The organism is Arthrobacter sp. StoSoilB22, from assembly GCF_019977315.1.
Lineage (GTDB): Bacteria > Actinomycetota > Actinomycetes > Actinomycetales > Micrococcaceae > Arthrobacter.
The window spans coordinates 450835-474659 of record NZ_AP024652.1 but is presented as its reverse complement, the minus strand read 5'-3'; the positions used below and the strand labels follow the sequence as shown (position 1 = coordinate 474659).

Annotated in this window: 25 protein-coding genes; 13 read left to right on the top strand and 12 right to left on the bottom strand. The window is 62.2% G+C overall.

Annotated elements, in window-relative coordinates; translation table 11 throughout:
- Positions 1 to 44: 44 nt before the first annotated feature.
- The 3 genes from LDN70_RS02335 to LDN70_RS02325 all read left to right on the top strand — a co-directional run bounded on the left by LDN70_RS02335 (position 45) and on the right by LDN70_RS02325 (position 4495).
- Complete coding sequence (locus LDN70_RS02335; protein WP_223941604.1) at positions 45 to 1274, top strand: molybdopterin molybdotransferase MoeA; 1230 nt, start codon at positions 45 to 47, stop codon at positions 1272 to 1274.
- 164 nt (positions 1275 to 1438) lie between these two features.
- Positions 1439 to 2245: an IclR family transcriptional regulator gene (locus LDN70_RS02330; protein WP_166841185.1), complete on the top strand. Its 807-nt coding sequence runs from the start codon at positions 1439 to 1441 to the stop codon at positions 2243 to 2245.
- Positions 2246 to 2554: 309 nt separating this feature from the next.
- Positions 2555 to 4495 carry a BCCT family transporter gene (locus LDN70_RS02325; protein WP_223941603.1) on the top strand — a complete coding sequence of 647 codons (1941 nt, stop codon included), beginning with the start codon at positions 2555 to 2557 and terminating at the stop codon, positions 4493 to 4495.
- Positions 4496 to 4583: 88 nt separating this feature from the next.
- Here the strand turns inward: LDN70_RS02325 and LDN70_RS02320 are convergent, their stop codons facing one another.
- Positions 4584 to 5264, bottom strand: a complete 681-nt coding sequence (locus LDN70_RS02320) for a fasciclin domain-containing protein (RefSeq protein ID WP_142936905.1) — start codon at positions 5262 to 5264, stop codon at positions 4584 to 4586.
- A 208-nt stretch (positions 5265 to 5472) separates the two neighbouring features.
- On the opposite strand from LDN70_RS02320, the gene LDN70_RS02315 reads away from it, so the two are divergent.
- Positions 5473 to 6063, top strand: coding sequence for a GNAT family N-acetyltransferase (locus LDN70_RS02315; RefSeq protein WP_142936906.1), 591 nt, complete (start codon positions 5473 to 5475; stop codon positions 6061 to 6063).
- Positions 6064 to 6107: 44 nt separating this feature from the next.
- Here LDN70_RS02315 and LDN70_RS02310 read toward each other — a convergent pair whose 3' ends face one another.
- Positions 6108 to 6881, bottom strand: a complete 774-nt coding sequence (locus LDN70_RS02310; RefSeq protein ID WP_223941602.1) for an IclR family transcriptional regulator — start codon at positions 6879 to 6881, stop codon at positions 6108 to 6110.
- Positions 6882 to 7061: 180 nt separating this feature from the next.
- Between LDN70_RS02310 and LDN70_RS02305 the strand changes: the two genes are divergently transcribed.
- From LDN70_RS02305 to LDN70_RS02295, 3 genes are read left to right on the top strand one after another with little or no spacing between them, the layout of a single operon-like run.
- Complete coding sequence (locus LDN70_RS02305) at positions 7062 to 7793, top strand: CoA transferase subunit A (RefSeq protein ID WP_223941601.1); 732 nt, start codon at positions 7062 to 7064, stop codon at positions 7791 to 7793.
- A 19-nt stretch (positions 7794 to 7812) separates the two neighbouring features.
- Positions 7813 to 8523 carry a CoA transferase subunit B gene (locus LDN70_RS02300; protein ID WP_223941600.1) on the top strand — a complete coding sequence of 237 codons (711 nt, stop codon included), beginning with the start codon at positions 7813 to 7815 and terminating at the stop codon, positions 8521 to 8523.
- Positions 8520 to 9734, top strand: a complete 1215-nt coding sequence (locus tag LDN70_RS02295; protein ID WP_223941599.1) for an acetyl-CoA acetyltransferase — start codon at positions 8520 to 8522, stop codon at positions 9732 to 9734. The genes LDN70_RS02300 and LDN70_RS02295 overlap by 4 nt, the downstream gene beginning before the upstream one ends.
- Here LDN70_RS02295 and LDN70_RS02290 read toward each other — a convergent pair whose 3' ends face one another.
- Entirely contained in the window at positions 9735 to 10478 is a 744-nt protein-coding gene (locus LDN70_RS02290; RefSeq protein ID WP_223942579.1) for an ankyrin repeat domain-containing protein, read from the bottom strand.
- A 32-nt stretch (positions 10479 to 10510) separates the two neighbouring features.
- Positions 10511 to 11083 (bottom strand): GlcG/HbpS family heme-binding protein, encoded by a 573-nt coding sequence (locus LDN70_RS02285; RefSeq protein WP_223941598.1) that lies wholly within the window; start codon positions 11081 to 11083, stop codon positions 10511 to 10513.
- Between the two features lie 195 nt (positions 11084 to 11278).
- Between LDN70_RS02285 and LDN70_RS02280 the strand changes: the two genes are divergently transcribed.
- From LDN70_RS02280 to LDN70_RS02260, 5 genes are all read left to right on the top strand, one after another.
- On the top strand, positions 11279 to 12529 hold the full coding sequence (locus LDN70_RS02280) for a sensor histidine kinase (RefSeq protein WP_223941597.1): 1251 nt from the start codon (positions 11279 to 11281) through the stop codon (positions 12527 to 12529).
- Positions 12526 to 13152 (top strand): response regulator, encoded by a 627-nt coding sequence (locus tag LDN70_RS02275; protein ID WP_142936911.1) that lies wholly within the window; start codon positions 12526 to 12528, stop codon positions 13150 to 13152. Before LDN70_RS02280 ends, LDN70_RS02275 begins: the two co-directional genes overlap by 4 nt.
- Positions 13153 to 13180: 28 nt before the next feature.
- Positions 13181 to 13747 (top strand): HdeD family acid-resistance protein, encoded by a 567-nt coding sequence (locus LDN70_RS02270; protein ID WP_223941596.1) that lies wholly within the window; start codon positions 13181 to 13183, stop codon positions 13745 to 13747.
- A 62-nt stretch (positions 13748 to 13809) separates the two neighbouring features.
- On the top strand, positions 13810 to 14616 hold the full coding sequence (locus LDN70_RS02265; protein WP_223941595.1) for an exodeoxyribonuclease III: 807 nt from the start codon (positions 13810 to 13812) through the stop codon (positions 14614 to 14616).
- A 34-nt stretch (positions 14617 to 14650) separates the two neighbouring features.
- On the top strand, positions 14651 to 15538 hold the full coding sequence (locus LDN70_RS02260) for a DUF8083 family protein (RefSeq protein WP_142936914.1): 888 nt from the start codon (positions 14651 to 14653) through the stop codon (positions 15536 to 15538).
- Between the two features lie 32 nt (positions 15539 to 15570).
- On the opposite strand, the gene LDN70_RS02255 is transcribed toward LDN70_RS02260, so the two are convergent.
- The 4 genes from LDN70_RS02255 to LDN70_RS02240 form a co-directional block, all read right to left on the bottom strand.
- Positions 15571 to 16620, bottom strand: a complete 1050-nt coding sequence (locus tag LDN70_RS02255) for a LacI family DNA-binding transcriptional regulator (RefSeq protein ID WP_142936915.1) — start codon at positions 16618 to 16620, stop codon at positions 15571 to 15573.
- 113 nt (positions 16621 to 16733) lie between these two features.
- Positions 16734 to 17696 carry a carbohydrate ABC transporter permease gene (locus LDN70_RS02250; protein ID WP_142936916.1) on the bottom strand — a complete coding sequence of 321 codons (963 nt, stop codon included), beginning with the start codon at positions 17694 to 17696 and terminating at the stop codon, positions 16734 to 16736.
- Complete coding sequence (locus LDN70_RS02245) at positions 17693 to 18658, bottom strand: carbohydrate ABC transporter permease (protein ID WP_142936917.1); 966 nt, start codon at positions 18656 to 18658, stop codon at positions 17693 to 17695. The genes LDN70_RS02250 and LDN70_RS02245 overlap by 4 nt, the downstream gene beginning before the upstream one ends.
- Positions 18659 to 18754: 96 nt before the next feature.
- Positions 18755 to 20101 (bottom strand): ABC transporter substrate-binding protein, encoded by a 1347-nt coding sequence (locus LDN70_RS02240; RefSeq protein WP_223941594.1) that lies wholly within the window; start codon positions 20099 to 20101, stop codon positions 18755 to 18757.
- 260 nt (positions 20102 to 20361) lie between these two features.
- Here LDN70_RS02240 and LDN70_RS02235 point away from each other — a divergent pair, with 260 nt between their 5' ends.
- On the top strand, positions 20362 to 20763 hold the full coding sequence (locus tag LDN70_RS02235) for a helix-turn-helix domain-containing protein (RefSeq protein ID WP_024819271.1): 402 nt from the start codon (positions 20362 to 20364) through the stop codon (positions 20761 to 20763).
- A 9-nt stretch (positions 20764 to 20772) separates the two neighbouring features.
- Here the strand turns inward: LDN70_RS02235 and LDN70_RS02230 are convergent, their stop codons facing one another.
- The 4 genes from LDN70_RS02230 to LDN70_RS02215 all read right to left on the bottom strand — a co-directional run bounded on the left by LDN70_RS02230 (position 20773) and on the right by LDN70_RS02215 (position 23703).
- Complete coding sequence (locus LDN70_RS02230; RefSeq protein ID WP_223942578.1) at positions 20773 to 21414, bottom strand: DNA alkylation repair protein; 642 nt, start codon at positions 21412 to 21414, stop codon at positions 20773 to 20775.
- 148 nt (positions 21415 to 21562) lie between these two features.
- Positions 21563 to 22390, bottom strand: a complete 828-nt coding sequence (locus LDN70_RS02225) for an anti-sigma factor domain-containing protein (protein ID WP_223941593.1) — start codon at positions 22388 to 22390, stop codon at positions 21563 to 21565.
- Positions 22377 to 22991 (bottom strand): RNA polymerase sigma factor, encoded by a 615-nt coding sequence (locus tag LDN70_RS02220; protein ID WP_142937113.1) that lies wholly within the window; start codon positions 22989 to 22991, stop codon positions 22377 to 22379. Before LDN70_RS02220 ends, LDN70_RS02225 begins: the two co-directional genes overlap by 14 nt.
- Before the next feature lie 16 nt (positions 22992 to 23007).
- Positions 23008 to 23703 carry a class F sortase gene (locus LDN70_RS02215; protein ID WP_223941592.1) on the bottom strand — a complete coding sequence of 232 codons (696 nt, stop codon included), beginning with the start codon at positions 23701 to 23703 and terminating at the stop codon, positions 23008 to 23010.
- Positions 23704 to 23825 lie beyond the last annotated feature (122 nt).

Here is a 23825-nt window from a genome sequence, read left to right as displayed (position 1 = left end):
TATCTGCGTTGGAACAGCAGCACTACCCCAGGAAGCGAAGAACCATGCTCACCCAAGAAAGAGTCGCCCCCGGCACCACCCATGTCCGGCGGCATGCGCCTACCTGGGCCGAAGCGCGGCAGCTGTCCTACACATGCGCCACGCCGCTACCCTCCGTGGCAGTTACCCTCCGCGAAGCAATCGGCGGCACGCTCACCAGCCCCGTCACCGCGCCACGAAATCTCCCGCACTATGCCTCATCTGCCATGGACGGTTGGGCCATTAACGGCGGCGGCCCATGGAAGTTAACCACGCCGGGTGGGCCGCTCGCCGCAGGGCAAGCCAGCGCTATCGCCACCGGAGGGCTCGTCCCCGCAGGTGCCACGTCCATCCTGCGTAAGGAGAGCGGCCGCGTCTCCGACGCCGGGCACCTCACCCTCAGGCCCGATTCAACGCCCGACGAAACACTCCCCGGCCGTCACATTCGTCCGGCCGGAGAAGAAGCCACCACCGGCGACGTCCTCATACACGCCGGCACCCTCCTCAACCCGGCACACATCGCCCTGGCCGCTGTAGCAGGCCACGATCACGTCCGGATACAACGCAAGCCGAGGGTCGCCGTCGTGCTTACCGGCTCCGAAGTAGTCACCTCAGGTGAGCCTGCACCGGGACAGGTCCGCGACGCCTTCGGTCCTCAATTGGATACTGTCATTTCGCAACTGGGCGGGGAGCCTCGCGGACAGCAAAGAATCGGCGACTCGTATGACGAGTGGATGGCGGCACTGAGCGGCGCTCCTGAAGGCTCAGTTCCCGACGCCGAGCGGCCGGACGTCACGATTACCACCGGCGGAACAGGGAAATCAGGCACGGACCATTTCCGCGACGCCGTTGCGGCGCTGGGCGGCAGGCTCTTACTGGACGGGATAGCCATGCGCCCGGGACATCCGGCAGTGCTGGCGGAACTTCCTGATGGTCGGTTCATCATCGGGCTTCCGGGGAACCCGCTGGCGGCCATGATGGCGCTGATGACCCTTGGCGAACCCCTGCTGGCTGCGCTGGGAAACAGGCCCCTCACTGAAGCCAGCCCCATGACGTCCGGGGCTGACATTGAACCGGACCCACGGCGAACACGGCTAATTCCTTGCACCGTAGTTCATGACCTGGTGTTCCCGGCCTCCCACACGGGTCCGGGAATGATGCGTGGGCTTGCCTGGGCACATGGATACATGGCAGTGCCTCCTGAAGGCGTGGCAGCCGGAGCGCCCGTGCCGGTGCTGCCGCTGCCCTGGACTTAGCCGTTCGCTGCCCATGGTGTGAGTCGAGGCCCGTGGTGTGAATGGGTCCGTGGTCCGAGTCGAGGCCCGTGGAAAACTCCGTCTAGGATGAGGAAAGACGAGGGTGCAGGCCGAACATGGCTACCGGCTTACGGCGGCCTGCTTGGACAATGACACGAGGCACCATGGCCGCAAACAACAACCCGGACCCTGACAAGGACGTGGACGCCCCAAATGGCGGCGTGCAATCGGTGGACCGTGCGCTCCAGATCCTGGAAATCCTGGCCCGCGAAGGCGATGCCGGAGTGAGTGAAATCGCCGAGGAAATGGGCATCCACAAATCCACGGTGTCCCGGTTGGTGGGGTCCTTGGTCAGCCGTGAGATCGTCCGGCAGAACAGTGAACGCGGCAAGTATCAGCTGGGTTTCGGAATCCTCCGCCTCGCATCGTCCATTCCTGGCAGGCTCAGCGTGGTGCACGAGGCACGCCAGGTTTTGGAGTCGCTGGCCGCCGAATACAAGGAGACGGTCAACCTCGCCGTCCTGCGGTCAAACTACGCCGTCAACGTGGATCAGGCCATGGGGCCCTCAACGCTGGCCACGTACGACTGGGTGGGAAGCCTGACGCCGCTGCACGCCACCTCCAGCGGCAAAGTCCTTCTTGCGGCTTTGACCGCCGATGAACGAGCCCAGGTTTTCAAGGCAGTGGGCCTGCCCGCACGGACGCCTCGAACTGTCACAAACCGCGGCGAGCTGGAGAAGCAGCTGCTGGACGTGGCCCGGAACGGGTACGCCACAGTCCACGAAGAGTTTGAAATCGGCCTTACTGCCATTGCCGTGCCGATCTTCAACCACGCTGGCAGCGTCATAGCCGCCGTCAGCATTTCCGGGCCGTCGTTCCGCTTTTCTCCGGAGGAACAGCCCGGACTCATTGAGGGCCTTCGGGAGGCCGGACTGACCATCAGCGCCCGCATGGGTTACAGGTACCGCTAGCCCTTCGGCCATAACCTCACCACCGTCCGGGAAGACTGCTTACCTCGGCGCCTTTTCCGATGCGCAATTCGCAACGGAGCCCATGATACGCAACATACTTACTTTCAGCCAATTGATATATCAATCTGCTGTTAAAGAGCGAAAATCCCTTGACTTTGCATGTGACCGAGCGCACTCTGTTGCATAGCGCGGATGTTGTTGATTCCTGCGGAACACTCCGCGAAGCACCCCCCACCTCCCCATCCAATCCATTAACCAAGGCCCCGTAAGAAACGCAGCCTCATGACACGCCGAGCAAAGGACCCGCTCATGGCTATAAACAGTGACACAAAACCGCTGACACCCGAGGAATTACCTACCGACCCCGAAACCACCTTGGCCGCGCTCAACGCTGAGGACGGAGGCGCAGAGGCACTTCCTGATTCCGCAGAACACGAACAGATCATGGAGGAGCTGCGCCACGCCAAGACCGAGCAGGCTGTTTCAGCCCGCCGGAACCGCAAACTTACCCTGGACAAAGTCACCTTCGGGATCACGGGCGCCATCGCCGTCGCCTTCGTGATCTGGGGCTTTGTGGGACGCGACAGCCTCTCCGATACCTCCAAAGGTGCCCTGAACTGGGTCATGGAGTACACAGGCTGGCTCTTCATGGTCCTCGCCTCCTTGTTCGTCGTCTTCGTCCTGTGGCTCGCCCTGGGCAAGTTCGGCAACATCCCACTGGGCAAGGATGGTGAGAAGCCCGAGTTCCGAACCGTCTCCTGGGTGGCCATGATGTTCGCCGCCGGCATGGGAATCGGACTCATGTTCTATGGTGTGGCCGAGCCGCTCTACCACTACATTTCGCCACCGCCGGGAACAGTGGACGGCCGCACACCGGCCGCAATCCAGACTGCGATGGCCACATCCATCTTCCACTGGACCCTGCACCCCTGGGCCATGTACGCAGTAGTCGGCATCGCCATGGCATACGGCACCTACCGGCTGGGACGCAAGCAACTGGTCTCCGCAGCCTTCACCTCACTCTTTGGCATTCGCATGGTGGAAGGCCCGCTGGGCAAGTTCATCAACATCCTGGCCATCTTCGCCACGCTCTTCGGTACCGCCGCCTCACTGGGCCTCGGTGCCCTGCAGATCGGCAGCGGCATGACCTCCAACGGCTGGCTGGGTGAAATCGGCACCCCCGTGCTGGTGGTCATCGTTGCCATCCTGACGTTCTGCTTTGTGGCATCAGCAGTATCAGGCATCAGCCGCGGCATCCAGTGGCTGTCCAACATCAACATGGTGCTGGCGGTAGTCCTGGCCCTCATTGTGTTTGTTGCAGGCCCCACCCTGTTTATCCTCAACCTGATTCCCTCGGCCGTTGGTGACTATGCCCGCGATCTGGCTGAAATGTCCTCACGCACCGAAGCCGTGGGAGACGACTCCCTGCGCAGCTGGATGACCAGCTGGACCATCTTCTACTGGGCATGGTGGATCTCCTGGACGCCCTTCGTAGGAATGTTCATCGCCCGCATCAGCCGTGGACGCACCATCCGCCAGTTCGTCACCGGCGTGCTGCTGGTGCCCAGCGTAGTTAGCGTGATCTGGTTCGGTATCTTCGGCGGCGCTGCCTTCCACGTTCAGCAGGAAGCGGACAAGGCCGGCACTCCCGGGCTGGTGACCATGGTGGACGGCGCTCCCTCCATCAACTTCGACGGCGCTCTCTTCGACCTCGTGAAGAACCTGGGGATGCCTGGCTGGCTGACCGCAGCCGTGATCGTCCTGGCCATGGTCCTGGTGGCGATCTTCTTCGTCACCGGCGCAGACGCTGCCTCCATTGTGATGGGATCCCTTAGCTCCAACGGTGCTGAGCACCCGCGGCGCGGAGTGGTGATCTTCTGGGGAAGCCTCACCGGCGCCGTGGCAGCAGTCATGCTGCTTGCCGGCGGCGACAAACCCTCGGAAGCATTGTCAGGCCTTCAACGAGTGACCATTGTGGCTGCCCTGCCATTCATCATCGTCATGCTGCTGCTCTGTTTCGCGCTGGTCAAGGACCTTCGGCGCGACCCCCTGCAGTTGCACAAGCGCTTGGCCACCTCGGTGGTGGAACGAGCCATTCGGACAGGCGTTGAGCAGCACGGCGGCGTTCAGTTCGACCTCGTCACCAGGCACGAGTGCGCTGAAAAGTGCACTGAGACCGAATGCGTCGGAGGAACAGGTACGGGCACCATCCCCTTGGTTGGCAAACCTGAGCAAGACACCAACAGATAGTCCCCGACACAACAAAGCAGGCGCCGGATTCCGGCGCCTGCTTTGTTGTTGGTATTGCTTTGTTGCTTGTGTTGCTAAGCCCTATGGCTTATTTGGGCATCAGCACCGAGTCGATCAGGTAAACCGTGGCGTTGGCGGTCTTTACGCCACCGCAGATCACGTTGGAAGCTCCGTCAACCGTGAGGGCATCCTTGGTGCCGGCAACCGTCACTTCGCCACCCTGGACAGTCTTGTGGGTGCCGACGATCTGGTCCGGGCTCAGCTGACCGGGGACTACGTGGTAGGTGAGAATCTTGCTCAGCAGGGCATCGTCCGTCTTGAGCGTCTCGATTGTTGCGGGGTCGATCTTCGCGAAAGCATCGTCAACGGGTGCGAAGACCGTGAATTCGCTGCCATTCAGGGTGGAAACAAGATCAACCTTGGGGTTGAGCTTGCCGGAAACAGCGGAGGTCAGTGTCTTGAGGAGCGGGTTGTTCGACGCTGCCACGGCTACCGGATCCAAGGCCATGCCGGCTACCGAACCGGCACCGTCCGGAACCTGTGCGGCGTAGCCGGCGCAGCCGGGGCCCACCAGGTTAGCGGCCGGATCCATGGCTGCGCTGCTCATGGGGGAGGAGGACGGCGACGGTGCCGCCATGGAGGTTTCCGGAGCAGCAGAGGAAGCTGCCGGGGTGCTGGTGGTGCTTGAACCACCACAGGCAGTAAGTCCGAGAAGGGCGGCTGCAGTGAGGCCAACGAAGGCGAGGGCGGGGCGCTTTGTGGACAACATGTCATTCTCCTTGTTTTTGGAACCAGGGCGTTGGATCCATTGGTTGGTGGGACGCGGGTTGCAGGTGCTGCTTTTGCTTCACCTGCGGTTTGTGTCTCACCAGCTATTCGGAGGGTGGGACGGGGTGGATGGGTCCGGATTGAAAAAGTTTTGAAATTTGTTCGGATAGGCAGAACGCAGGCCCACCGCGGGTGACAGGATGGTCCGCATGGCTATCGAGGTTCGCCCCGCAACGGTGTTCGATGACGTGAAGACGATGGTGGGGCCCAAGAGCCCCGATTCCAACGTGTGCTGGTGCCTGAGCTACAGGATCCCGTCGAAACTGAACCAGGAGCTCCAGAAACAGGAGCGCGGGAAGTTCGTGAAGAAGCTGGTGGCCGAGGATCCTCCTCCCGGCGTTTTGGCGTACGACGGCGACCAAGTAGTGGGGTGGGCAGCGGTCCACCCTCGCGCGGACACCACTTTCGCGAAGAACCGAAAGATCCCCCACGTGGACGAAACCAACGTGTGGTCCGTGTGGTGCATTCGGGTGCGCCCCGGACATCGAGGCAGAGGGATCTCTCACGAGCTGCTTCGCGGGGCAATCGACTTCGCCAAGAGCCACGGCGCGCCCGCCATTGAGGGTTATCCCGTGGATAACAAGGGCTCCAAAGTGGACCTGACCATGGCCTACGTGGGCACCCGCAGATTATTCGAGAAGGCTGGCTTCAAGAAGGTGACCGAGACGACGTCGGTCCTTAATGGCTTCCCACGAGTCCTGATGCGCCTGGACCTCACCCAACCCACCCCAACCAGGTAGCAGCACAGCGCGTTTTGAGCGCTCAAAACGCGCACAAATGCGACTCAGTTGGGTCCGGTGGCCTGCAACCGCGCGCTCATTCGGTGTGCTTCCTCGAGCAGAAGCTTGCCAAGGAAATCCTGGCGGTCCGGGCGGAACCTGGGTTCGATTCCCGTCAAGGACAAAGCCCACGCCGGCCGTCCCTGCTGGTCGAATACGGCAGCACCCATGCCCCAGCTACCTTCAAGGATTAGCCCGGGATTGACGGAGTAACCGGTCAGCCGGGTCTGTTCCAGGTTTCGCCGCACCACCTCTGCAGGATGTCCCACGGCGAACTCCCCGGCATGCGCTGGCCACTCCCCCAATAGGAGTTCCTGCTCATCGGGAGGCAGGAAAGCCATGATCGCCGTCCCCGCTGATGCCACACCCAACGGAAAGCGCACGCCTTCGTGCAGCACGAAGGACCGTACCGGGAAAGAACCTTCCTCGCGCAGCACGCACACTGTTTCGTTTCCACGTCGGATGGAAAAGAAGGCACTCTCCCCTGTCTCGGCAGCCAACCGGCGCAGCGACGGCCGAGCAATGTCCTCCATGGGGAAACGCGCAGCAGCCACCGAACCCAGCAGAAAGATCTCCGGCCCCAGAACCCACTTTCCAGAGCCCGAGTCGTGTTCCAGCAATCCCTCAGCAGCCAGCGACGTCAGCAGCCGGTGCACTGTTGGCCGGGTCAACCCGGACTCGCGTACCAAGCCTGCCAATGACGTGCCTTCGGGCTTCCGTCCCACCAGCCGCAGCAGCAGGGCTACCCGGCCCACCACCTGCGCTCCCTGAACCACCATGAGACCCCCTCAAGAAGAAATCATCCACAATATGGACAGCTTTCAGTGTACCGTCCATACCCTGAGTCTCCTTCCACGGTGAAGATTGACCGTCCTGCTAAGCAAAACTAGGCTCCTTCTCAAGAGACAGCACAGTCCACAAAGTGGATCACCTGAAACGAACTCAAAGAGGAGCCCAGCATGGCCAAGATCCAACAAAGCGCAGCCCAAGCGCTCCATGACCTGATGGCAGACGGCCTCACCATCGCCGTCGGCGGTTTTGGCCTGAGCGGCATCCCCGCAGACTTGATCGACGCCGTCCGGGAATCGGGCGCCAAGGACCTCACCATCGTGTCCAACAACATGGGCGTGGACGGCAAGGGTCTTGGAGTCCTGATTGAGGCGGGCCAGGTCCGCAAAGTCATTGCTTCCTACGTGGGCGAGAACAAGCTCTTCGCTGAGCAATACCTGGCTGGCCAACTCGAAGTCGAGTTCACCCCGCAGGGCACGCTGGCCGAACGCCTCCGCGCGGGCGGTGCCGGCATTCCCGCTTTCTACACGCGCACCGGGGTGGGCACCTTGGTTGCCGAAGGCAAGCCGCTGGAAGAGTTCGACGGCGTAACTTACGTCCGCGAGCGCGCCATCACCGCCGACGTCGCGCTGGTTCATGCGCACACCGCGGACACGGACGGGAACCTGATCTACCGCTACACCGCGCGGAACTTCAACCCTGTGGTGGCCACGGCAGGCACAGTGACCATCGCCGAGGCGGAGGTCATTGTGCAGCCGGGCGAGCTGGACCCCAACCACATCGTCACCCCGGGCGTCTACGTCCAGCGGCTTGTCCAGGCAACCAACCGGGTCAAGGACATCGAGCAGCGAACCGTCCGCCAACGCCCGGAAGCACAGCGCGCTGAAGCACTGACGGTCTAAAGCAAAGGAGCACATCACCATGGCATGGACACGTGACCAGATGGCCGCCATCGCGGCCGAAGAATTGAACGACGGCGACTACGTCAACCTCGGCATCGGCATCCCCACGCTGGTGGCCAACAACCTGCCCCACGGCGTGCGGGTGGTCCTCCAGAGCGAGAACGGCCTGCTTGGAATGGGCCCCTTTCCCTATGAGGGCGAAGAAGACGCGGACCTCATCAACGCCGGCAAGCAGACTGTGACCATCACCCCCGGCGGCAGCATTTTCGACTCCGCTACCTCGTTCGGCATGATCCGCGGCGGGCACGTGAAGGTGGCCATCCTGGGCGCCATGCAGGTGTCCGGCAGCGGCGACCTTGCCAACTGGACCATCCCCGGCAAGATGGTCAAGGGTATGGGCGGCGCCATGGATTTGGTGGCCGGGACACCGCGGGTGGTGGTCCTCACCGAGCACAATGCCAAGGACGGTTCGGCCAAGATCGTCACCGAATGCACGCTGCCCCTCACGGGACTGCGCTGCGTGGACCGGATCATCACGGACCTGGCCGTTTTCGACATCGTGCCTGACGCTGAAACGCACGACGGCGGCACGCGCCTGCTGCTGACACGCCTGGCACCGGGCGTCACGACAGAAGAAATCCGTAGCAAGACCGAGGCCGAGTTTGCGCTGGCGCTTGCCTCTGAAGAACCCACCTCTGAGGAACACACGCTTGAAGGAGCCAACGCATGAGCCTGAAAGACCAGTTCGGCAAAGACATCCTGCTCACCGGCTGGGGGCACAGCAAGTTTGGGAAACTGAGCGATGAGACGTTGGAGTCGCTGATCGTCCAGGTTGCCGGCGAAGCCATCAGCAACTCCGGCCTGGACCCCAAGGACATCGACGAGATCTACCTTGGACAGTTCAACTCCGGCATGCAGCCTCTGGGATTCACGTCCTCTTTGGCGCTTCAGTTGTCCGCGGACCTGGCCAACGTCCCGTCCACGCGTACCGAGAATGCGTGCGCCTCCGGATCGGCCGCCTTCCAGCAGGGAGTCAAGGCCGTCCTCGCCGGAACTGCCCGCAACGTCCTGGTGATCGGGGCCGAGAAAATGACCGACGCCGGCGCGGACGTCGTGGGAGCAGCCCTCCTTGGTGCTTCGTACGAGATGGCCGGCAAAGCGTCCTCCACCGGGTTCACGGGCCTGTTCGCAGAGGTGGCCAAGCACTACGGCAAGCGTTTCGGGGCAGGAATCAGCGGCACGGGCTTTGAAGGCGGCCTCGGCGACGTCCTCGGCTCCATCGCCGCCAAGAACCACCACAACGGCATGGACAACCCTTACGCCCAAATGCACCGGGATTTCGGCGAAGAGTTCTGCCGCACTATCTCCGAGAAGAACCCCATGGTGGCCGAGCCCCTGCGCCGCACTGACTGTTCGCCGGTCTCGGACGGCGCTGCCGCCGTCGTGCTTTCAACGTCGGCTACCGGCGGCGCAACTGCACCTGTGCGTCTTGCTGGTTTCGGTCATGCCAACGACTTTTTCCCGGCGGAGAAGCGCGACCCCACCGAGTTCGCCGCCACCCGAGCCTCGTGGGAGCGCGCCTTCACCATGGCGGGCGTGGGCATTGAGGATCTGGACTTCGCCGAGGTGCACGACTGCTTCACCATCGCCGAGCTCATCATGTACGAGGCCATGGGTCTCACTCCGCGCGGCGAGGGCGCGCGTGCCATCCAGGAAGGCTGGGTTTATAAGGACGGCAAGCTTCCCGTCAACGTCTCCGGCGGACTCAAGGCGAAGGGGCATCCGGTGGGTGCCACTGGCGTGTCGCAGCACGTTATTGCCGCGATGCAGCTCAGCGGGACCGCGGGCGACATGCAACTAGCGAACGCCCGCCGCGGAGCTGTGCAGAACATGGGCGGCGTGGGCATCGCCAACTACGTGAGCGTGCTGGAAGCGCTGTAGCTAGCGCGCCCGGATCAGCGCCGCGATCTCCGTGAATCCGAGCCGCTCTGCGTTCTGCAGGGCGGTTCGGCCTTGGGGGTCGCGGATGTCCGGGTTGGCTCCGGCTGCCAGGAGTTGCCGGACCACGTCCTGCTGATTCGGACCGCCATTGTTGAGCAGGATGGCTTCCTGCATGGCGGTCCAGCCCAGGTTGTTGACGTGGTCCACGGGCACGCCCGCTGCGATAAGGATCCGCACAGTGTCCGTATGCCCATGCTCGCTCGCCGGGATCAGGGCCGTGCCGCCGTACCTGTTGATGCTGCGAACGTCCGCTCCCGCAGCCAGCGTCAGTTGCAGGACCTCGTTGAAGCCCTCAGCACCGGCATAGAGGAACGCGGAGTCCTGGATGTCGTCCTTGGCGTTGACGTTGCCGCCAGCCGCGATCAGTTCGCGCACCCTCGCAGCGTCGTTGGCTTTCGCGGCAAGGATCAGGAGTCGGTCAGTTTCCAGTTGGGCCTCCGGTGACAGTTCCGTTGATTGTTGAGCCGGTACAGCAGCCGACGACGACGGGACGGGACTTACGCTCGACGGCGCGGCTTGGGTGGGGGCTGATTGAGTCGGCGCCGGGCTGGAAGGCGCAGCCGGGCTGGAAGGCGGGGACGCCGCCGTCGTACATCCGGACAGCAGCCCGAGCACCAGCACGCCCGCCCCCACCACCCGCGTTTTTGTACAGATAACGCCCCTAAAACGCTCCCATAAGGGCATCATCTGTACAAAAACTCCAAGGGGGTTCATGGCTACTTCGCTGCCACGGCCAAGGCATCAGCGCCAGCGGTTGCACAGGCTTCGTCGAGGGCGCCGTCGGGAGCACCGCCCACACCGATCCCTGCAACGGAAACGCCGTTGACCTTCAGCGGAACGCCGCCGGACAGGAACAAGGTGCCCGGGAGGTCGGCGATGGAGGGGCCGTTACCGTTGATGCGCTTGGCCAGCTCGCTGGTGGGAGCACCGAAAGCTGCGGCTGTGTAGGCCTTCTGCTTGGCGGCTTCGATGGTGTGCTCGGCGGCGTTGTCACCGCGGAGCAGGGCCTGAACGGTGCCGAAACGGTCAACCAGGGCAACAGTCACGAACGGCAGCTTGTCTGCCTGGCACTTGGCGAGCGCGGCGTTGACGGCTGCGCTTGAGGCGCCCACGGAGATGCGGTTCTGGGCTACAACGTTCTCCGGTGCCGGCTGAACTTCTGCGGCAACTTTCACGGGCGCGGCGGGTGCGGCGGCTGGTGACACGGCGTTGGCCACAGCAGTGACACCGCCGGTGAGCAGCAATGCTCCGGCAGCGGCGGCGGCAATCATCTTGTTGGACTTCTTCACAAGGTTCTCCTGGTAGTTGGCATCGGGTACATCTCCATGCTTTCGCGAGCGCCCCCACGCCGCATCGGCCGGGCGCCGCTCCCGGTCTCAGCCTTTCCGCCACCTGCATCAGCCAAAAGGTGGAGAGACCAATGACTGCGTGGGATCTAGCATGGAAAGAACGCCTTCCACCCAAACCCGGAACGGGAACCACCCATGCCAACTGCTCATCCAAGGCTCGAACCTGGCAACCAGCTCAGCAGCCGGATTGATGGCCGCATTGATGCTGTGGTGCACTTGGGCTTCGCCGTCCTGATGGTGGCCTCCGCAGTCCGGTACGTTATGCGACACTCCCCCGCGGACAACCTGTGGACCGTTGCTTTGGCCGTGGCCGTGTGCGCGCTGTATGCGGTGACCGCGGTGCTGGCTCACCGCCAACCACTGGCTCACCGGCAGCCGCCGGGTCAACGCACTCACCGGTTGTGGATCCCCTGGATGGTGGCGTTGGTGGCTGCGTGGGCCGCGTTGGTGGTGGTCGCTCCGAGCTTCGCCTGGTGTTCCTTCGCCATTTTCTTCCTCACGCGCACGGCCTTCCGCGGTTGGGCCGGCTACGTGGCGGGAGGCGCTACGGCGGCCGCTACCGCCGTCGGGCTCTTCCGCATGAGCGGCTGGACGGACATCGCCATGCTGCTGGGGCCTCTCGCGGCGGGCGCCCTGCTCACGCTGATCTACGACAAGATTGAGCGCGATGCGGCACTGCAACGCAGGCTCTTCAACGACGTCACCCAAGCCCAGGAGCAACTCGCCTCCAAGCAACGTGAAGCCGGAATCGCCACCGAGCGCGAGCGGGTTTCCCGTGAAATCCACGACACCGTCACCCAAGGCCTGGCCAGCAGCCTGCTCCTCCTTGAGGCCGCCCAACGCTCCTGGCCAGCCGAAACCGCCCACCATGACGTCCGCAAAGCAACAGATTTGCTCAGGCGCAACCTCGCAGACACCCGCAGCCTGGTGCACGAGCTCTCCGCTCCCGGCCTTGAGACCGGGCCGCTCCCGGAAGCCCTGGAACATGCGGCACGGCAATACTTTGAGACCGTCAGCATCCACGTCACCGGTGAGCCGCGGACCCTTCCATCCGAGGTGCGTCATGCCCTGCTCCGCGTCACCCAAAGCGCCGTGGCCAACATCAAACTCCATGCCCGCGCGGACCATGCCAGCGTGACGCTCGGTTACCTTCCGGATGCGGTCACCTTGGACGTGTTCGACGACGGTCGCGGCTTTGATCCTGCATCGGTACCTCCGGCGTCGGCCAACGGAGGGTACGGCCTCCGTGCCATGCGGCAGCGTGTTGAGCAGTTGGGCGGAGAATTGTCCGTGGAAAGCTCGCCCGGCGAAGGCACCATCATCGCGGCGCAGTTCCCACTGACCCAGCCAGCTGATCCGGCCCATGCTTTGAAGGAGGCCCTGTGAACACTATCTCGGTGCTCCTCGTGGACGACCATACGGTAGTTCGGAGCGGACTCAAGGCGCTGCTGGGCACCCAAGGTGACATCGCCGTCGTCGCGGAGGCGTCCTCCGGCGAGGAAGCCCTGAAAGCCACCCAAGAGCATTCACCCGCAGTAATCCTCATGGACCTGGCAATGGGCGCTGGAATGGATGGCATTGAAGCCACCAAACAGCTGCGACAGCGGAACCCGAAGCAAGCCATCATCGTGTTCACCACCTACGATTCGGACGCTGACATTGTGCGGGCCGTGGACGCCGGTGCCATGGGCTATTTACTCAAGGATGCTGCGCCGGAAGAAATTTTCGCAGCCGTTCGTGGCGCGGTGCAGGGGAAAAGCGTGATGAGTGCGCCGGTAGCTTCCCGCCTGTTCCAACAATTACGGAATCCGGACGAAATTCTCACGCCCCGCGAAGCCGAACTGCTCAGCCTCCTAACCCAGGGCCTCAGCAACCGTGATCTCGGGAAAAGACTGTTCATTTCCGAAGCGACAGTCAAAACCCACCTCGCTCATATCTACGCCAAACTCGGCGTCGAAACCCGTGCCGCAGCAATTGCCACAGCTATCCGGCGTGAGGGGATGCGGTAAAGGTACGCGGTTGGTTACGCTGAGCCGTATGGACGATGCAGCGGATCGCAAAATGTTCAAAAACCCGGGAACTGCTTTGCTGGTCCGGGGAGCCCTTTCCATAGTTTTTGGCCTCTTGATCTTTGTTGTGCCCAGTGCCACCGCTTTGGTGGTGGTTGTCATGTTCGGTGTTTTTGCGATCATTGACGGCATTACCAGCGTGGCCCATTATTTCTACGACCCCGCCGGCCGATCCCGCTGGACCATAGTTGGTGGGCTCATCTCCATAGCAGCCGGCATTGTGGCCATTGCGTTGCCGGGAATTACCGCGGCAGCAATCGGTGTGCTGATCGGATTGTGGGCCCTTGTTCTTGGCCTTTCCCAAATTATCCTTTCGCTGGCCGCGAGGACCTTCATCCGAAGCTGGGGCGTCTGGTTCCTTACCGGCCTGATCACCACGGTGTTCGGGATTGTGGTGCTGGTGAATCCGGGGCTGGGCCTCCTGGGCCTGGTGTGGATGTTGGCCGGATTCGCGATCGTTACCGGGTTGCTCCTAATCGCATCGGGCATCGGGCTCCGCAAACTCACATCCTCCTCCGCACTTTACGCCCGCTAGTTCGTCAAGGTAAAAACCCGTCAGGGGATGCGCTCAGCCCCAAGTTCGGTAAGTTAGTGGCTGTGAAGATAGCTACCTGGAATGTGAACTCCCTCCGCGCCCGTGCCGACCGCGTTGAGGCCTGGCTTGAGCGCAGCGACTGCGATGTCCTGGCCATCCAGGAGACCAAGTGCAAGGACGAGAACTTCCCGTGGGAGCTCTTTGAGCGCATGGGTTACGAGGTTGCGCACTTCGGCGTGAACCAGTGGAATGGTGTAGCCATCGCTTCGCGCGTGGGTTTGGAAGATGTGCAGCGCACCTTCCTGGACCAGCCCGCGTTCGGTAAGGCCGGCAAGGATCCTGCTCAGGAAGCCCGGGCCATCGCTGCCACCTGTGGCGGCGTCCGTATCTGGAGCCTGTACGTTCCCAACGGCCGCTCGCTGGACGACGAACACATGCCGTACAAGATCAAGTGGCTGGACGTCCTGCAGGGCCACGCGGCTGAATGGGTCAAGTCCGAGCCCACCGCCCAGATCGCCCTCATGGGTGACTGGAACATCGCACCGTTCGATGAGGACGTTTGGGACATCGAGCTGTTCCGCAACAACAACTACACCCACGTCAGCGAACCCGAGCGCGCCGCCTTCCACGCCTTCGAAACCGCCGGGTTCACCGACGTCGTCCGTCCCTACACCCCGGGCCCCGGCGTCTACACCTACTGGGACTACACACAACTGCGCTTCCCCAAGAAGGAAGGCATGCGCATCGACTTCTGTCTCGCCTCCCCTGCCCTGGCATCACGGGTCACAGGCGCCTCCATCGACCGCGAGGAACGCAAGGGCAAAGGCGCTTCGGACCACGCTCCGGTCATTGTGGAGCTGGCGGACTAAGTACAAGGCTCACTGACGAAAAGGGGCGGTTGATATGACTGGAAACCTGTATCGGGGCCAGGCGGGTCTGCCGTTCTCTTCGTCACTGCGCATTTACGAGCCCATCGAGGCGTTCCCGCCCGAACAGCAACGCCAGCTCGTGGCGGAAGGCACCAAGAACGGTTCCCGGGCCGCCGTCGAAAATGCGGAGCTCCAAGCCTCCCTGGGACGCATCACGCGTTCCGGCGGCGACCCTTTCCCCACCGGCCGAACGGACTTGGTACGCATGACGCGCGTGCCCACCGGACGGCACGCTGCGGCCCAGGATACGGAAGATCACGACGCCGGGCGGCTGCTTTTCTGCCCCAGCCAACTGGTGATTCGGGCTGGCTTGGCGGCCAACGCGCTCATGGATGGCGTGCACAGTCCGCTGGCCGATCTTCTCATCCCGGTCTCGCAGCGTGACAAGCACCAAGCCAGGATCGATCGCATCAACGCCGGGGAGGCCGCAAAACGGGTGCACACCCGGGCTTCAACGTGGGGCATTCCGTTTAGCTGGTTCTCCCTTTTCAGTGAGTCGGACCGCAAGGACGTGGTGGAGTCCGAGGGGCGCATCCTCACCGTCCGGGTATGGACACCCATTACTGAAGCCTTGGATAGGGCCCGCTTCGCCGTGGCCCATTTGGCTTTGGCTGCGCCTGATTTGGACATGCTGGATGACCTGACACAGCTCACGGAGTGGCTGGAACTATTCCACGTCCAGTCCATGGTGGAGCTGGATTATGGTGCCGTGGCTGACAAGGTGTATCCGGACGAGTCCCCCATGGATGTCCGGCTCGGCATCGAGTGCCTGGCTGAAGGGGACATGACCGGAGCGGCCGCCGCCTACCGCAGGCTCGCCTCGCGGTGGATTCCCATCCGGCAACTGGCGCGGGCCTCCTAGCTGGGCTCGTGCTGTTAGCTGGGCTCGTGCCTTTAGCTGGGCGGGGCCGTTGTCTCGCGGACAATCAGCTTGTGGGGGGCCACCTCTGAATGAACCGCTCCCGGGTTGCCATCCAATTCGTCCAGCAGCATCTTGGTAGCCAGCTCTGCCTGGTTGTCGGGCCGCTGGCCCACGGTGGTCAGGCCAATGGATGACGAGAAGTCGTGGTCGTCAATCCCGATGACGGAAAGGTCTTCCGGCACCCTGACGCCATGACGGCCCGCCTCAAAAATGACGCCCATAGCCATCTCGTCCGAGGAGCAGAAGATGGCTGTTGGTTTGCGGCCGGGTTGGCTCCAGAGCCGGTTAAACGCCTGCTGTCCGCTGGCGACAGTGAAGTCACCCCACTGGTCCCACTCGGGGCGGACTTCCAGGCCGGCGTCGGTCATGACTTCCTGGAAGGCGCGGATACGCACGCGGGGAACGTCGAAGTTCAGGTCCGTTTCGTCGTCGCCATGGAGCAATGCGATGTCCTTGTGGCCCAGGTCCAGCAGATGCCGCACGGCGGTGGACGCGGCGTCGTAATCGTTGATGCCGATGTACGCGCAGTCCTCAACGTGGCCACCCACCACAACCAGCGGGATGTCGATTTTGTGGAGGTGTTCCAGCTCTTCCTCTGTCAGGGACATACAGAGCACCAACAGTGCGTCGATTTGTTTGTAGACCATGGTGGAGCTGAAGAGCCGCTCACGGTTGCTGCCGTGGCCGCCCAGGTTGAAGAGGGAGAGGTTGTACTTGCGTGAATGGAGTTCCCGGTCCGCGCCCTCTATGGCTTTGGAGAAGAACCACCGGCTCACAAAAGGTGCCAGGACTCCGATGGTGCGGGTGCGGCCCGTCGCCAAGCCTGATGCCGATGACGACGCAACATATCCCAGTGAACTGGCAACTTCGAGGATTTTCTCGCGGGTGGCGGGAGACACCCGCGGTAGTCCCCGCACGGCGCGTGAAACGGTGGCCGTGGAAACTCCGGCGGCTGCAGCTACGTCCTCAATACTGACGCCGGTATGGCCGCCGCGTTGGGATCTACCCGTTGTTTTTGACACAGGCTCCCCTCTCCGGCCGCCGTTGCTCCGCCTTCAAACCCTAAATGTGTATTTGTAGATTGCCGCCTCGGTTACGCAGGCGCGTAATGCGCTGCGTAACCGAGGCCGCAGTCCTAGCCCTTGAGGCCGCCGGACAGCAGGCCGCGCACAAAGTAGCGCTGCAATCCGAAGAACACCAGGAGCGGGACGATGATGGAGACGAACGCTGCTGCCGGGTTCAGGTAGTCCCTGGCACCGCGGGTACCGGAGATCTCAGCCAGACGCTGCGTAATGGGTGCAACGTCTGCCGTTCCACCGGAGAACACCAACGCCACCAGCAGGTCATTCCAAACCCACAGGAACTGGAAGATCGCCAGCGAGGCGAGTGCCGGTACCGACAGCGGCAGGATGATCCGCCAGAAGATGGTGCTGTGTCCGGCGCCGTCCACCCTTGCCGCCTCAATGACTTCACCGGGAATTTCGGAGATGAAGTTATGCAGCAGGAAGATGCCCAGCGGAAGGCCGAACATGGTGTGGGCAATCCACAGCTGGGCGTACGAACCCGCCGGGAGCTGCAGGGTCTGCGTAAAGAACTGCAGCAGCGGAATCAGGGCCATCTGGAGCGGGATGATCTGCAGGGCAAAGACGAAGATGAAGAGAGCGTCACGGCCCTTGAACTTGCCCCACGCGAAAACGTACGCAGCCATGGACGCCAGGACCAGCACGAAGATGGTGACCGGGATGACGATCGCGATGGAGTTGACGAAGTATTGCGAGAGGTTGGCGGATTGCGACCCCGCCGGGGTGAGGACATCCGCGTAGTTCTTGAACGTGAACTGCCAGTCGACGAACGCATTCCACCAGCCGTCGGACCGGGGACCTACCTGCTTGGCGGCAGGACGGAACGAGGTAACAAAGAGCCCGAACGTCGGCACGGACCATACGACGGCGATGATGATCGCTGCCGCTGTTGCCCACTTGGAAGTGAGCTTGGTCTTGACGCGGCGCATGATGGGCTGGGCGTCCTCCGTGGGGTCGGATCCAGGACGCTGCCGGGTGGCCTTCGAGGCCTCTTTCGGGGCTGGCGTGGCTGTCAATGGATCTCCCTTTGCTTGCGAAGGACTCGAGCGTTGTACACGACGATCGGCAGCACCATGAGGAACAGGATCAGGGCCAACGCGGCACCCCGTCCGGGCTCACCGGCGCGGAAAGCCTGCGTGTACATTTCGTTGGCGACCACGGAAGTGTCGTAGTTGCCGGCGGTCATGGTTCTCACGATGTCGAAGACCTTCAGCGTTGCGATGGTAATGGTGGTCAGGACCACCACCAGGGCTCCACGGATGCCGGGGACTGTGACGTTGCGGAACTGCTGCCAAGCGTTGGCACCGTCCAGGCGGGCCGCCTCGATGAGTTCCACAGGGACACCCTTGATGGCCGCAGACAGGATCACCATGGCGAAGCCGGTCTGGATCCAAACCATCACGATGATGAGGAAGATGGTGTTTTCCGGGGCATCCAGCAGGAACTGCTTGGGATCCATCCCCAGGGCGACCCTGAAGAAGTTGATGACACCGGTCTGCTCGATGTTGGGGCCACGGTAGTCGTAGACGAGCTTCCAGATGATGCCGGCGCCCACAAAGGAGATGGCCATCGGCATGAAGACCAGCGATTTGAGAACCCGCTCGCCGCGGGCCTTATCAATGAAGACTGCGTAGGCGAGGCCGAAGCTCGTCGACAGCAGTGGAACCAGGACGGTCCAAATGACGGTGTTCCGCAGCGTGGTCAATGCCTCAGGCTGCGTGAACATCCACACGAAGTTATCAAAGCCGTTGCCATTGCCGCTGGCATCCGTGAAGGCCAGCATTGACGTGCGGATGGCCGGATAAACCAGACCCACCAGCATCAGGATTGCCGCAGGAGCAAGGAATCCTGCCACCGTGACTTTGTCTTTGACTGACTTAGGCGCCCTGTCCACCAGCAACATGATGAGGCCGATGACCGCTGCGAATATCGCAAGGGCTATCACTACTTGTAGGAGTTTTTCTCCAATAAATTCCATACCCAACCTCCGGGGCGTGAGTGAATCACTAAGTTCCGGGAAAAGCACTGCCTCCCCGGCTGGGTCAACCAGTCAGGGGAGGCAGCACTCTGGGAGTTAGCTCTTAGGCCAGCTGGATTCGATGCTGTTGGCAACATCCTGGGAGGACGTGCCGTTGATCCACTGCACGATGCCCTTCCAGAAGGAGTTGGAACCAACTGCGCTCGGCATGAGGTCCGAACCGTCAAAGCGGAACACGGTTTCCTTGTCCTGGAGGATCTGGACGGTCAGCTTGTCCAGGTCAGACTGTGCGTTGTTGGGGTCCAAGCCCTTGTTGGCACTGACCACGCCGCCAAGCTTCACGCGGTTGTTGGCGAAGTCGGCGCTGGCCAGGTATGCCAGGAACGACTGAACTTCAGCGGTGTCCTTGTAAGCACCAACCATCTCGCCACCACCGGTGACTGCCTTGCCCTTGCTTTCGTCAATCGGCGGGGTGATGAAGGCCCAGACGTCGCCGTCTTCAGCCACGTTGGTTCCTGCAGGCCAGTTGGCGGCCTGGAAGTTGGCCTGGTGGTGCATGGCGCAGGTGCCGTCGAGGACCGGCTGGCCGGCCTGGGCGAACCCGGTGCTGAGGATGGAGCGAACGTCACCGAAGCCGCCGTTCACCATGTCCGAGTTGAGCAGGATGTCGCCGGCCTTGTCGAAGGAATCAACAATCTTGGGGTCATTGAACGGAATCTGGTGAGCCACCCACTGGTCGTAGACCTCGGGGCCGTGGGCGCGCAGGACAACGTCTTCGATCCAGTCCGTGCCGGGCCAGCCCGTTGCTTCTCCGGACTCGAATCCGGCACACCACGGCTTCATGTTCTTGTCATCCGCGGCGATCTTCTTGGACAGCTCGATCATTTCGTCCCACGTCTTGGGGACTTCCCAGCCTTTGTCCTTGAAGGTCTTGGGCGCGTACCAAACAAAGCCCTTGACGTTCGCGAGCATCGGAGCGGCGTAGAACTTACCGTCCACCGTGCCGTACTTCTTCCAGTCCGGGGACCAGTTCTTGTCCACAAGGTCGGACACGGTCTGCGGTGCGGGCTTCAGGTAACCGGCCCGTGCCTGGGTGGCCAGAAGGCCGGGCTGCGGGAAGATCGCAACGTCCGGGGCGGTGCCGGACTGGGCACGCACGCCGATCTGCGTTTCGAATTCCTTGCTGCCCTCGTACTTAATGGTGATGCCGGTGCAGGATTCGAACTGCTTCCAGGATTCCTCGAGATTGGTTGCCTCGACGTCGACGATGGTGGAGTAGACGGAGACGGTCTTCCCGTCATGCTTGCCATAGCTTTCGTAGGCGGAGCAATCATCCGAGCCGGCGGTGGATCCCCCACCGCCACCATCTCCGCTACAGGCGGAAAGGGTAAGTGCCAGAACACCGGCGGCTGCGACCGGTAGCAGGTACTTGGTTTTCTTCATGCTAAAGACTCCTCGCTGAGTACAAAGATTCGGCGGCGCAATTGATGTGGTGACGCTCACACTAGCCATGATTCGCCAGTCAATGCAAGCGCTTACACATAACGTGATCGCATTGATACCAAGCAGCCTGCGCTTCTCCGCGGGCGGCGGTCCTCGAGCGCTCGGTGAGCTGGTTGACGGCCTGCTCCGCGCTACTCCACGCGGCCTGACGAGCCTCGCTGATTTGATTGCCTACTATTGCCTATGGAAAAGTAGGAATCGTGGATGAACTTGAAGCACTGCAAACCATAGGCCGCCTGATCAAAGAAGAACGCTTGGCACAAGGGCTGAGCCAGGTTCAGCTGGCCAAGCAGGCAGGTACTGCCATCAAGACGGTCCGCACACTGGAATCCGGGACCCGGCGAACGCAGGAGATCAACCAACGCAAGCTTGAGCACGCCTTGGGCTGGAGGGCAGGTTCGGTGTCCGAAGTCCTCAAAGGTAAATCGAACTTCGCTCCGGAAATGATCACCCCCGACGACATGCGCTCAGGCGACGAATCACGGCAGGGACCTCCCCGGGTTACCGTTCCCAGCGCTCCCATTGCCCGGGCCTCGCACCTCTCCGATGAAGAGCTGCTCGCCGAGCTCACCTACCGGATGATGCACCGCAACCGAGGCTGATCGGCCACACTACAGTGCCTGGCGACGCACCATCTCATTGATCCAGGCCGGCGCGAACGGCGACGTGCAATTGGGCGGTGTGGGATAGTCCTTCAGCACTTCCAACCGCTCTCCGATGTCCAAGGCCCTGGTCCTTTGCTCCGGGAATTCAATCCCGATTTGCGCCAGGCAGTGGTTCATGGCCCACTGAAGGCGGTCCGGGGCTTCCTTCATGTGGCTTTCAATAACGTCCAGCAGTTGCACAAGATCCAGGCCTTCGGGCTTCTTGACGACACGCTCGGAGGTCAGCGCCCAGCCAGCGCTTGCCACCACGGGATCGGAGTCAGCGAACCAGGTAACCCGCAATTCTTCGGAATGCGGGCTTTTCTTGACGACGTAGTTGACAAGCCAGTCCTGGACTTTGGGGGTCCGTGCTTCCCGCAACATGCTGTCCAGTTCGTCCCGGTCAAAGGCCTTGGGCCGGCATATCAGGAGCGCCAGCAATCTGGCTGCGGTGTCACCGGTGTTCCACAGCTCGCGGGAGAGCTCCTGCTGGGTCTTCAACCTCTTCGCGATGGCACGCAGCTTGCTGAGGTTTACCCCGTGGTCATCGCCGTGTTTCTCGTTCACTTCGCGGGCCCGGGGCTCTTCCAATGCCGCAAGTTCCGCCATGAGACCGGACACCGTCGCTTCGAGCGTCAACTCTTGGGCCGCCGTCGTTTGAGCCACCGTGGCCTCCTTTCCTTCGGGTGTGGGATTCAGGCTACCCGTTGCTGAATGCGAGGGCAGCGCACGGCTGCGCATCAACCGCTTGGACGGCTCAGGAACTTAGCGAACCCCTCACGATGCTCACACTGGAGTGGCCGGGATTTCCATCCAGCGGTTCATCAGAGACGTCGACGATAGGAAAATCGTCCAAATTCAGATCTGACGGAAGCGGGAAGGTCCCTGAATCCGAGCTCATGATTCCCAGACTGATCAGCCGTTTAAGGTCCGTGCCGATGAGCCAGACCTCCTGGTAGCCCTGTGCTTCATCTTTGCTCAGCTTCACTTCCAGGTTTCGTGATCCGTCCGCGGACTCAAGGACTGTCGCTGATCCTGTGGCAGTGTGCTGTGCGAGTGGGGACAACTCTGCCCGCGCCAATGGCGTTGCCGCTTGATTGAGGTTCCACAGCGTTCCACCCGCGATGACCAAGGCCCCCGCCGCAGCAACTGCCAACCAGGTCCCACGGCGTTGCCACCCCAAGGGACGCTTCTTGACGGAACGTATGTCTGTGGGTGGCGCCGGGGGGTGCCCTGGTTCGGGCGGATCGGTGTGGCCGGCTTTGCTGGTTTCAGTCCCAGTTGCAGAGCCAGCTGCAGATCCCGTTGCGGAGCCCGTTGCGGAGCCCGTTACGGAGCCTAGGGGGTCCGCCCGGGTTGCATCGGACAGACTCAGTTCCCGGTGAATCCCGCTCCACACGTTGGGGCCGGGCACCTCAAAGCTTGTGCTGTCCGGTGTGGTTTTCATGGCGTCCACGGCGCGGCGCAATGCGGCGTACTCCGCCGAGCAGGCATCGCAGCTATTGAGATGCCGTAGGCCCTCCTCATCGAGCCAAGCACCGTACAGCGCCAGGAGGCTCAACTCTTCCGGATCAATGTGCGGCACGGTCAACCTCCAGTCTGCTTCTTAGGTGGATCAAGCTGCGTCGAATGTGGCTCTTGACGGTACCAAGGGGTAGTTCAAGCCTGCGGGAAATCTGCTCATGCGTCAGGTCCTCGTAGAACGCTAATTTCATGATGGCGCCCTGCGGTTCACCAAGCCGGTCCAGTTCTCCGTCCAGAAGCAGCCTGTCGGCCACTACCTCAACCGCTTCCCCTGTTGGAGATGCCCCGCCAGTGTCCTGGACCTGGGCGACGGCAAGGATTCTGCGAACTTCCCGGTTAGAGGCAGAATGGGCGTCCGCAATGGCGTGGCGTGCAATGCCCACTATCCAGGCCGGCAGTCGCGAGACCTCCGGGTGGAAGGTGTCGCGGTGTCGCCAGACCCTAATGAAGACCTCTTGCGTGACGTCGTCGGCTGCCGAACGGTCTCTCAAAGACCTCAAGGCGAGCGTGTGCACCAGCGGGGCGAACTCCCTGTAAGCGGCCACAAGTGCGGACTCATCCCCCGCCATAAATGAAGTGGTCAAAGCATCGTCCCACGCGGATGAAACCTCGTTTGGGGATACCAAAGGAGACTCCTTCCCGGCGTCAGCGACGAGGACCACGGCCGGGTTGGGGTACTTATTCAAGGACCGCGGTGACAATGACATTGTCGCTGTAGTCCATTCGTTCGTCCAGCCACCTGCCCCCGCACGTGACAACCTTGAGTTCGTGCGGACCCGTGCGACGGAACAAAGATTCGCCGTCGAAGGCGTCCTTGGCCATCAACGTGACGGAAACAACCCGATAGTTGAGTGCGGGAGCACCCTCCCGTCCTACGGTGATCAAGGTTCCGGCCGGCAAGGATTTCAACTGGGAGAACGGTGCTTGGTCGGAGGTGGTGTCGATGTGTCCGGCAAGCACAGCCGAGCCTTCCGCGGCTCCGGGCGCTGGCCCGAACCGATACCAGCCTGCCTCATAGAAGGTTTCCGGTATCTCCATAGCACCACCGGGCGCGACCCCCACGGGTACTACGCCCATATCAATGGACGTACCAGCCACTTGGAGTGACACAGGAGGGGGAGTCGCCGCGGGCTGCGTTGGAGTTGTGCCCCGCAGCTTGACTTCGACAGGTGGCGCAGAAGGCTCGGCGGGAGGCATCGACGGTTGAGTCTGCTGCACGCTGGGGATCGAGTCGTTTGCCTCACTGGAGGCACTCGGTGCCGTGGACGGCGTCGGGGTCCCGCAGGCCGTCAGAAAGAGCACAGCTACGGCGGCCAGCGCTCCCATCCATTGGTGCGCACTGCGACGGCGGCCTGTACCGCTTTGGAGGCGCATAGGGCGACTTTGGTGTGGCTCACTTGATGTCATCACGCGTTTTCCTGGGGGTCTCCGGCTAGATGCTGCGGCTGCCGTTGTTGATGCGGGGCACGCCCTGGCCATCGCTGCGGACGGCCAGG

Bases quoted from the DNA above. Each gene is read 5' to 3' on its own strand.
- LDN70_RS02230 (WP_223942578.1), bottom strand. From the start codon at position 21,414: ATGGCGGAACTTGCGGCATTGGAAGAGCCCCGGGCCCGCGAAGTGAAC.
- LDN70_RS02280 (WP_223941597.1), top strand. From the start codon at position 11,279: ATGCCAACTGCTCATCCAAGGCTCGAACCTGGCAACCAGCTCAGCAGC.
- LDN70_RS02290 (WP_223942579.1), bottom strand. From the start codon at position 10,478: ATGCCCTTATGGGAGCGTTTTAGGGGCGTTATCTGTACAAAAACGCGG.
- LDN70_RS02260 (WP_142936914.1), top strand. From the start codon at position 14,651: ATGACTGGAAACCTGTATCGGGGCCAGGCGGGTCTGCCGTTCTCTTCG.
- LDN70_RS02325 (WP_223941603.1), top strand. From the start codon at position 2,555: ATGGCTATAAACAGTGACACAAAACCGCTGACACCCGAGGAATTACCT.
- LDN70_RS02310 (WP_223941602.1), bottom strand. From the start codon at position 6,881: ATGGTGGTTCAGGGAGCGCAGGTGGTGGGCCGGGTAGCCCTGCTGCTG.
- LDN70_RS02330 (WP_166841185.1), top strand. From the start codon at position 1,439: ATGGCCGCAAACAACAACCCGGACCCTGACAAGGACGTGGACGCCCCA.
- LDN70_RS02270 (WP_223941596.1), top strand. From the start codon at position 13,181: ATGGACGATGCAGCGGATCGCAAAATGTTCAAAAACCCGGGAACTGCT.
- LDN70_RS02215 (WP_223941592.1), bottom strand. From the start codon at position 23,703: ATGCGCCTCCAAAGCGGTACAGGCCGCCGTCGCAGTGCGCACCAATGG.
- LDN70_RS02305 (WP_223941601.1), top strand. From the start codon at position 7,062: ATGGCCAAGATCCAACAAAGCGCAGCCCAAGCGCTCCATGACCTGATG.
- LDN70_RS02315 (WP_142936906.1), top strand. From the start codon at position 5,473: ATGGCTATCGAGGTTCGCCCCGCAACGGTGTTCGATGACGTGAAGACG.
- LDN70_RS02240 (WP_223941594.1), bottom strand. From the start codon at position 20,101: ATGAAGAAAACCAAGTACCTGCTACCGGTCGCAGCCGCCGGTGTTCTG.
- LDN70_RS02320 (WP_142936905.1), bottom strand. From the start codon at position 5,264: ATGTTGTCCACAAAGCGCCCCGCCCTCGCCTTCGTTGGCCTCACTGCA.
- LDN70_RS02335 (WP_223941604.1), top strand. From the start codon at position 45: ATGCTCACCCAAGAAAGAGTCGCCCCCGGCACCACCCATGTCCGGCGG.
- LDN70_RS02295 (WP_223941599.1), top strand. From the start codon at position 8,520: ATGAGCCTGAAAGACCAGTTCGGCAAAGACATCCTGCTCACCGGCTGG.
- LDN70_RS02300 (WP_223941600.1), top strand. From the start codon at position 7,813: ATGGCATGGACACGTGACCAGATGGCCGCCATCGCGGCCGAAGAATTG.
- LDN70_RS02245 (WP_142936917.1), bottom strand. From the start codon at position 18,658: ATGGAATTTATTGGAGAAAAACTCCTACAAGTAGTGATAGCCCTTGCG.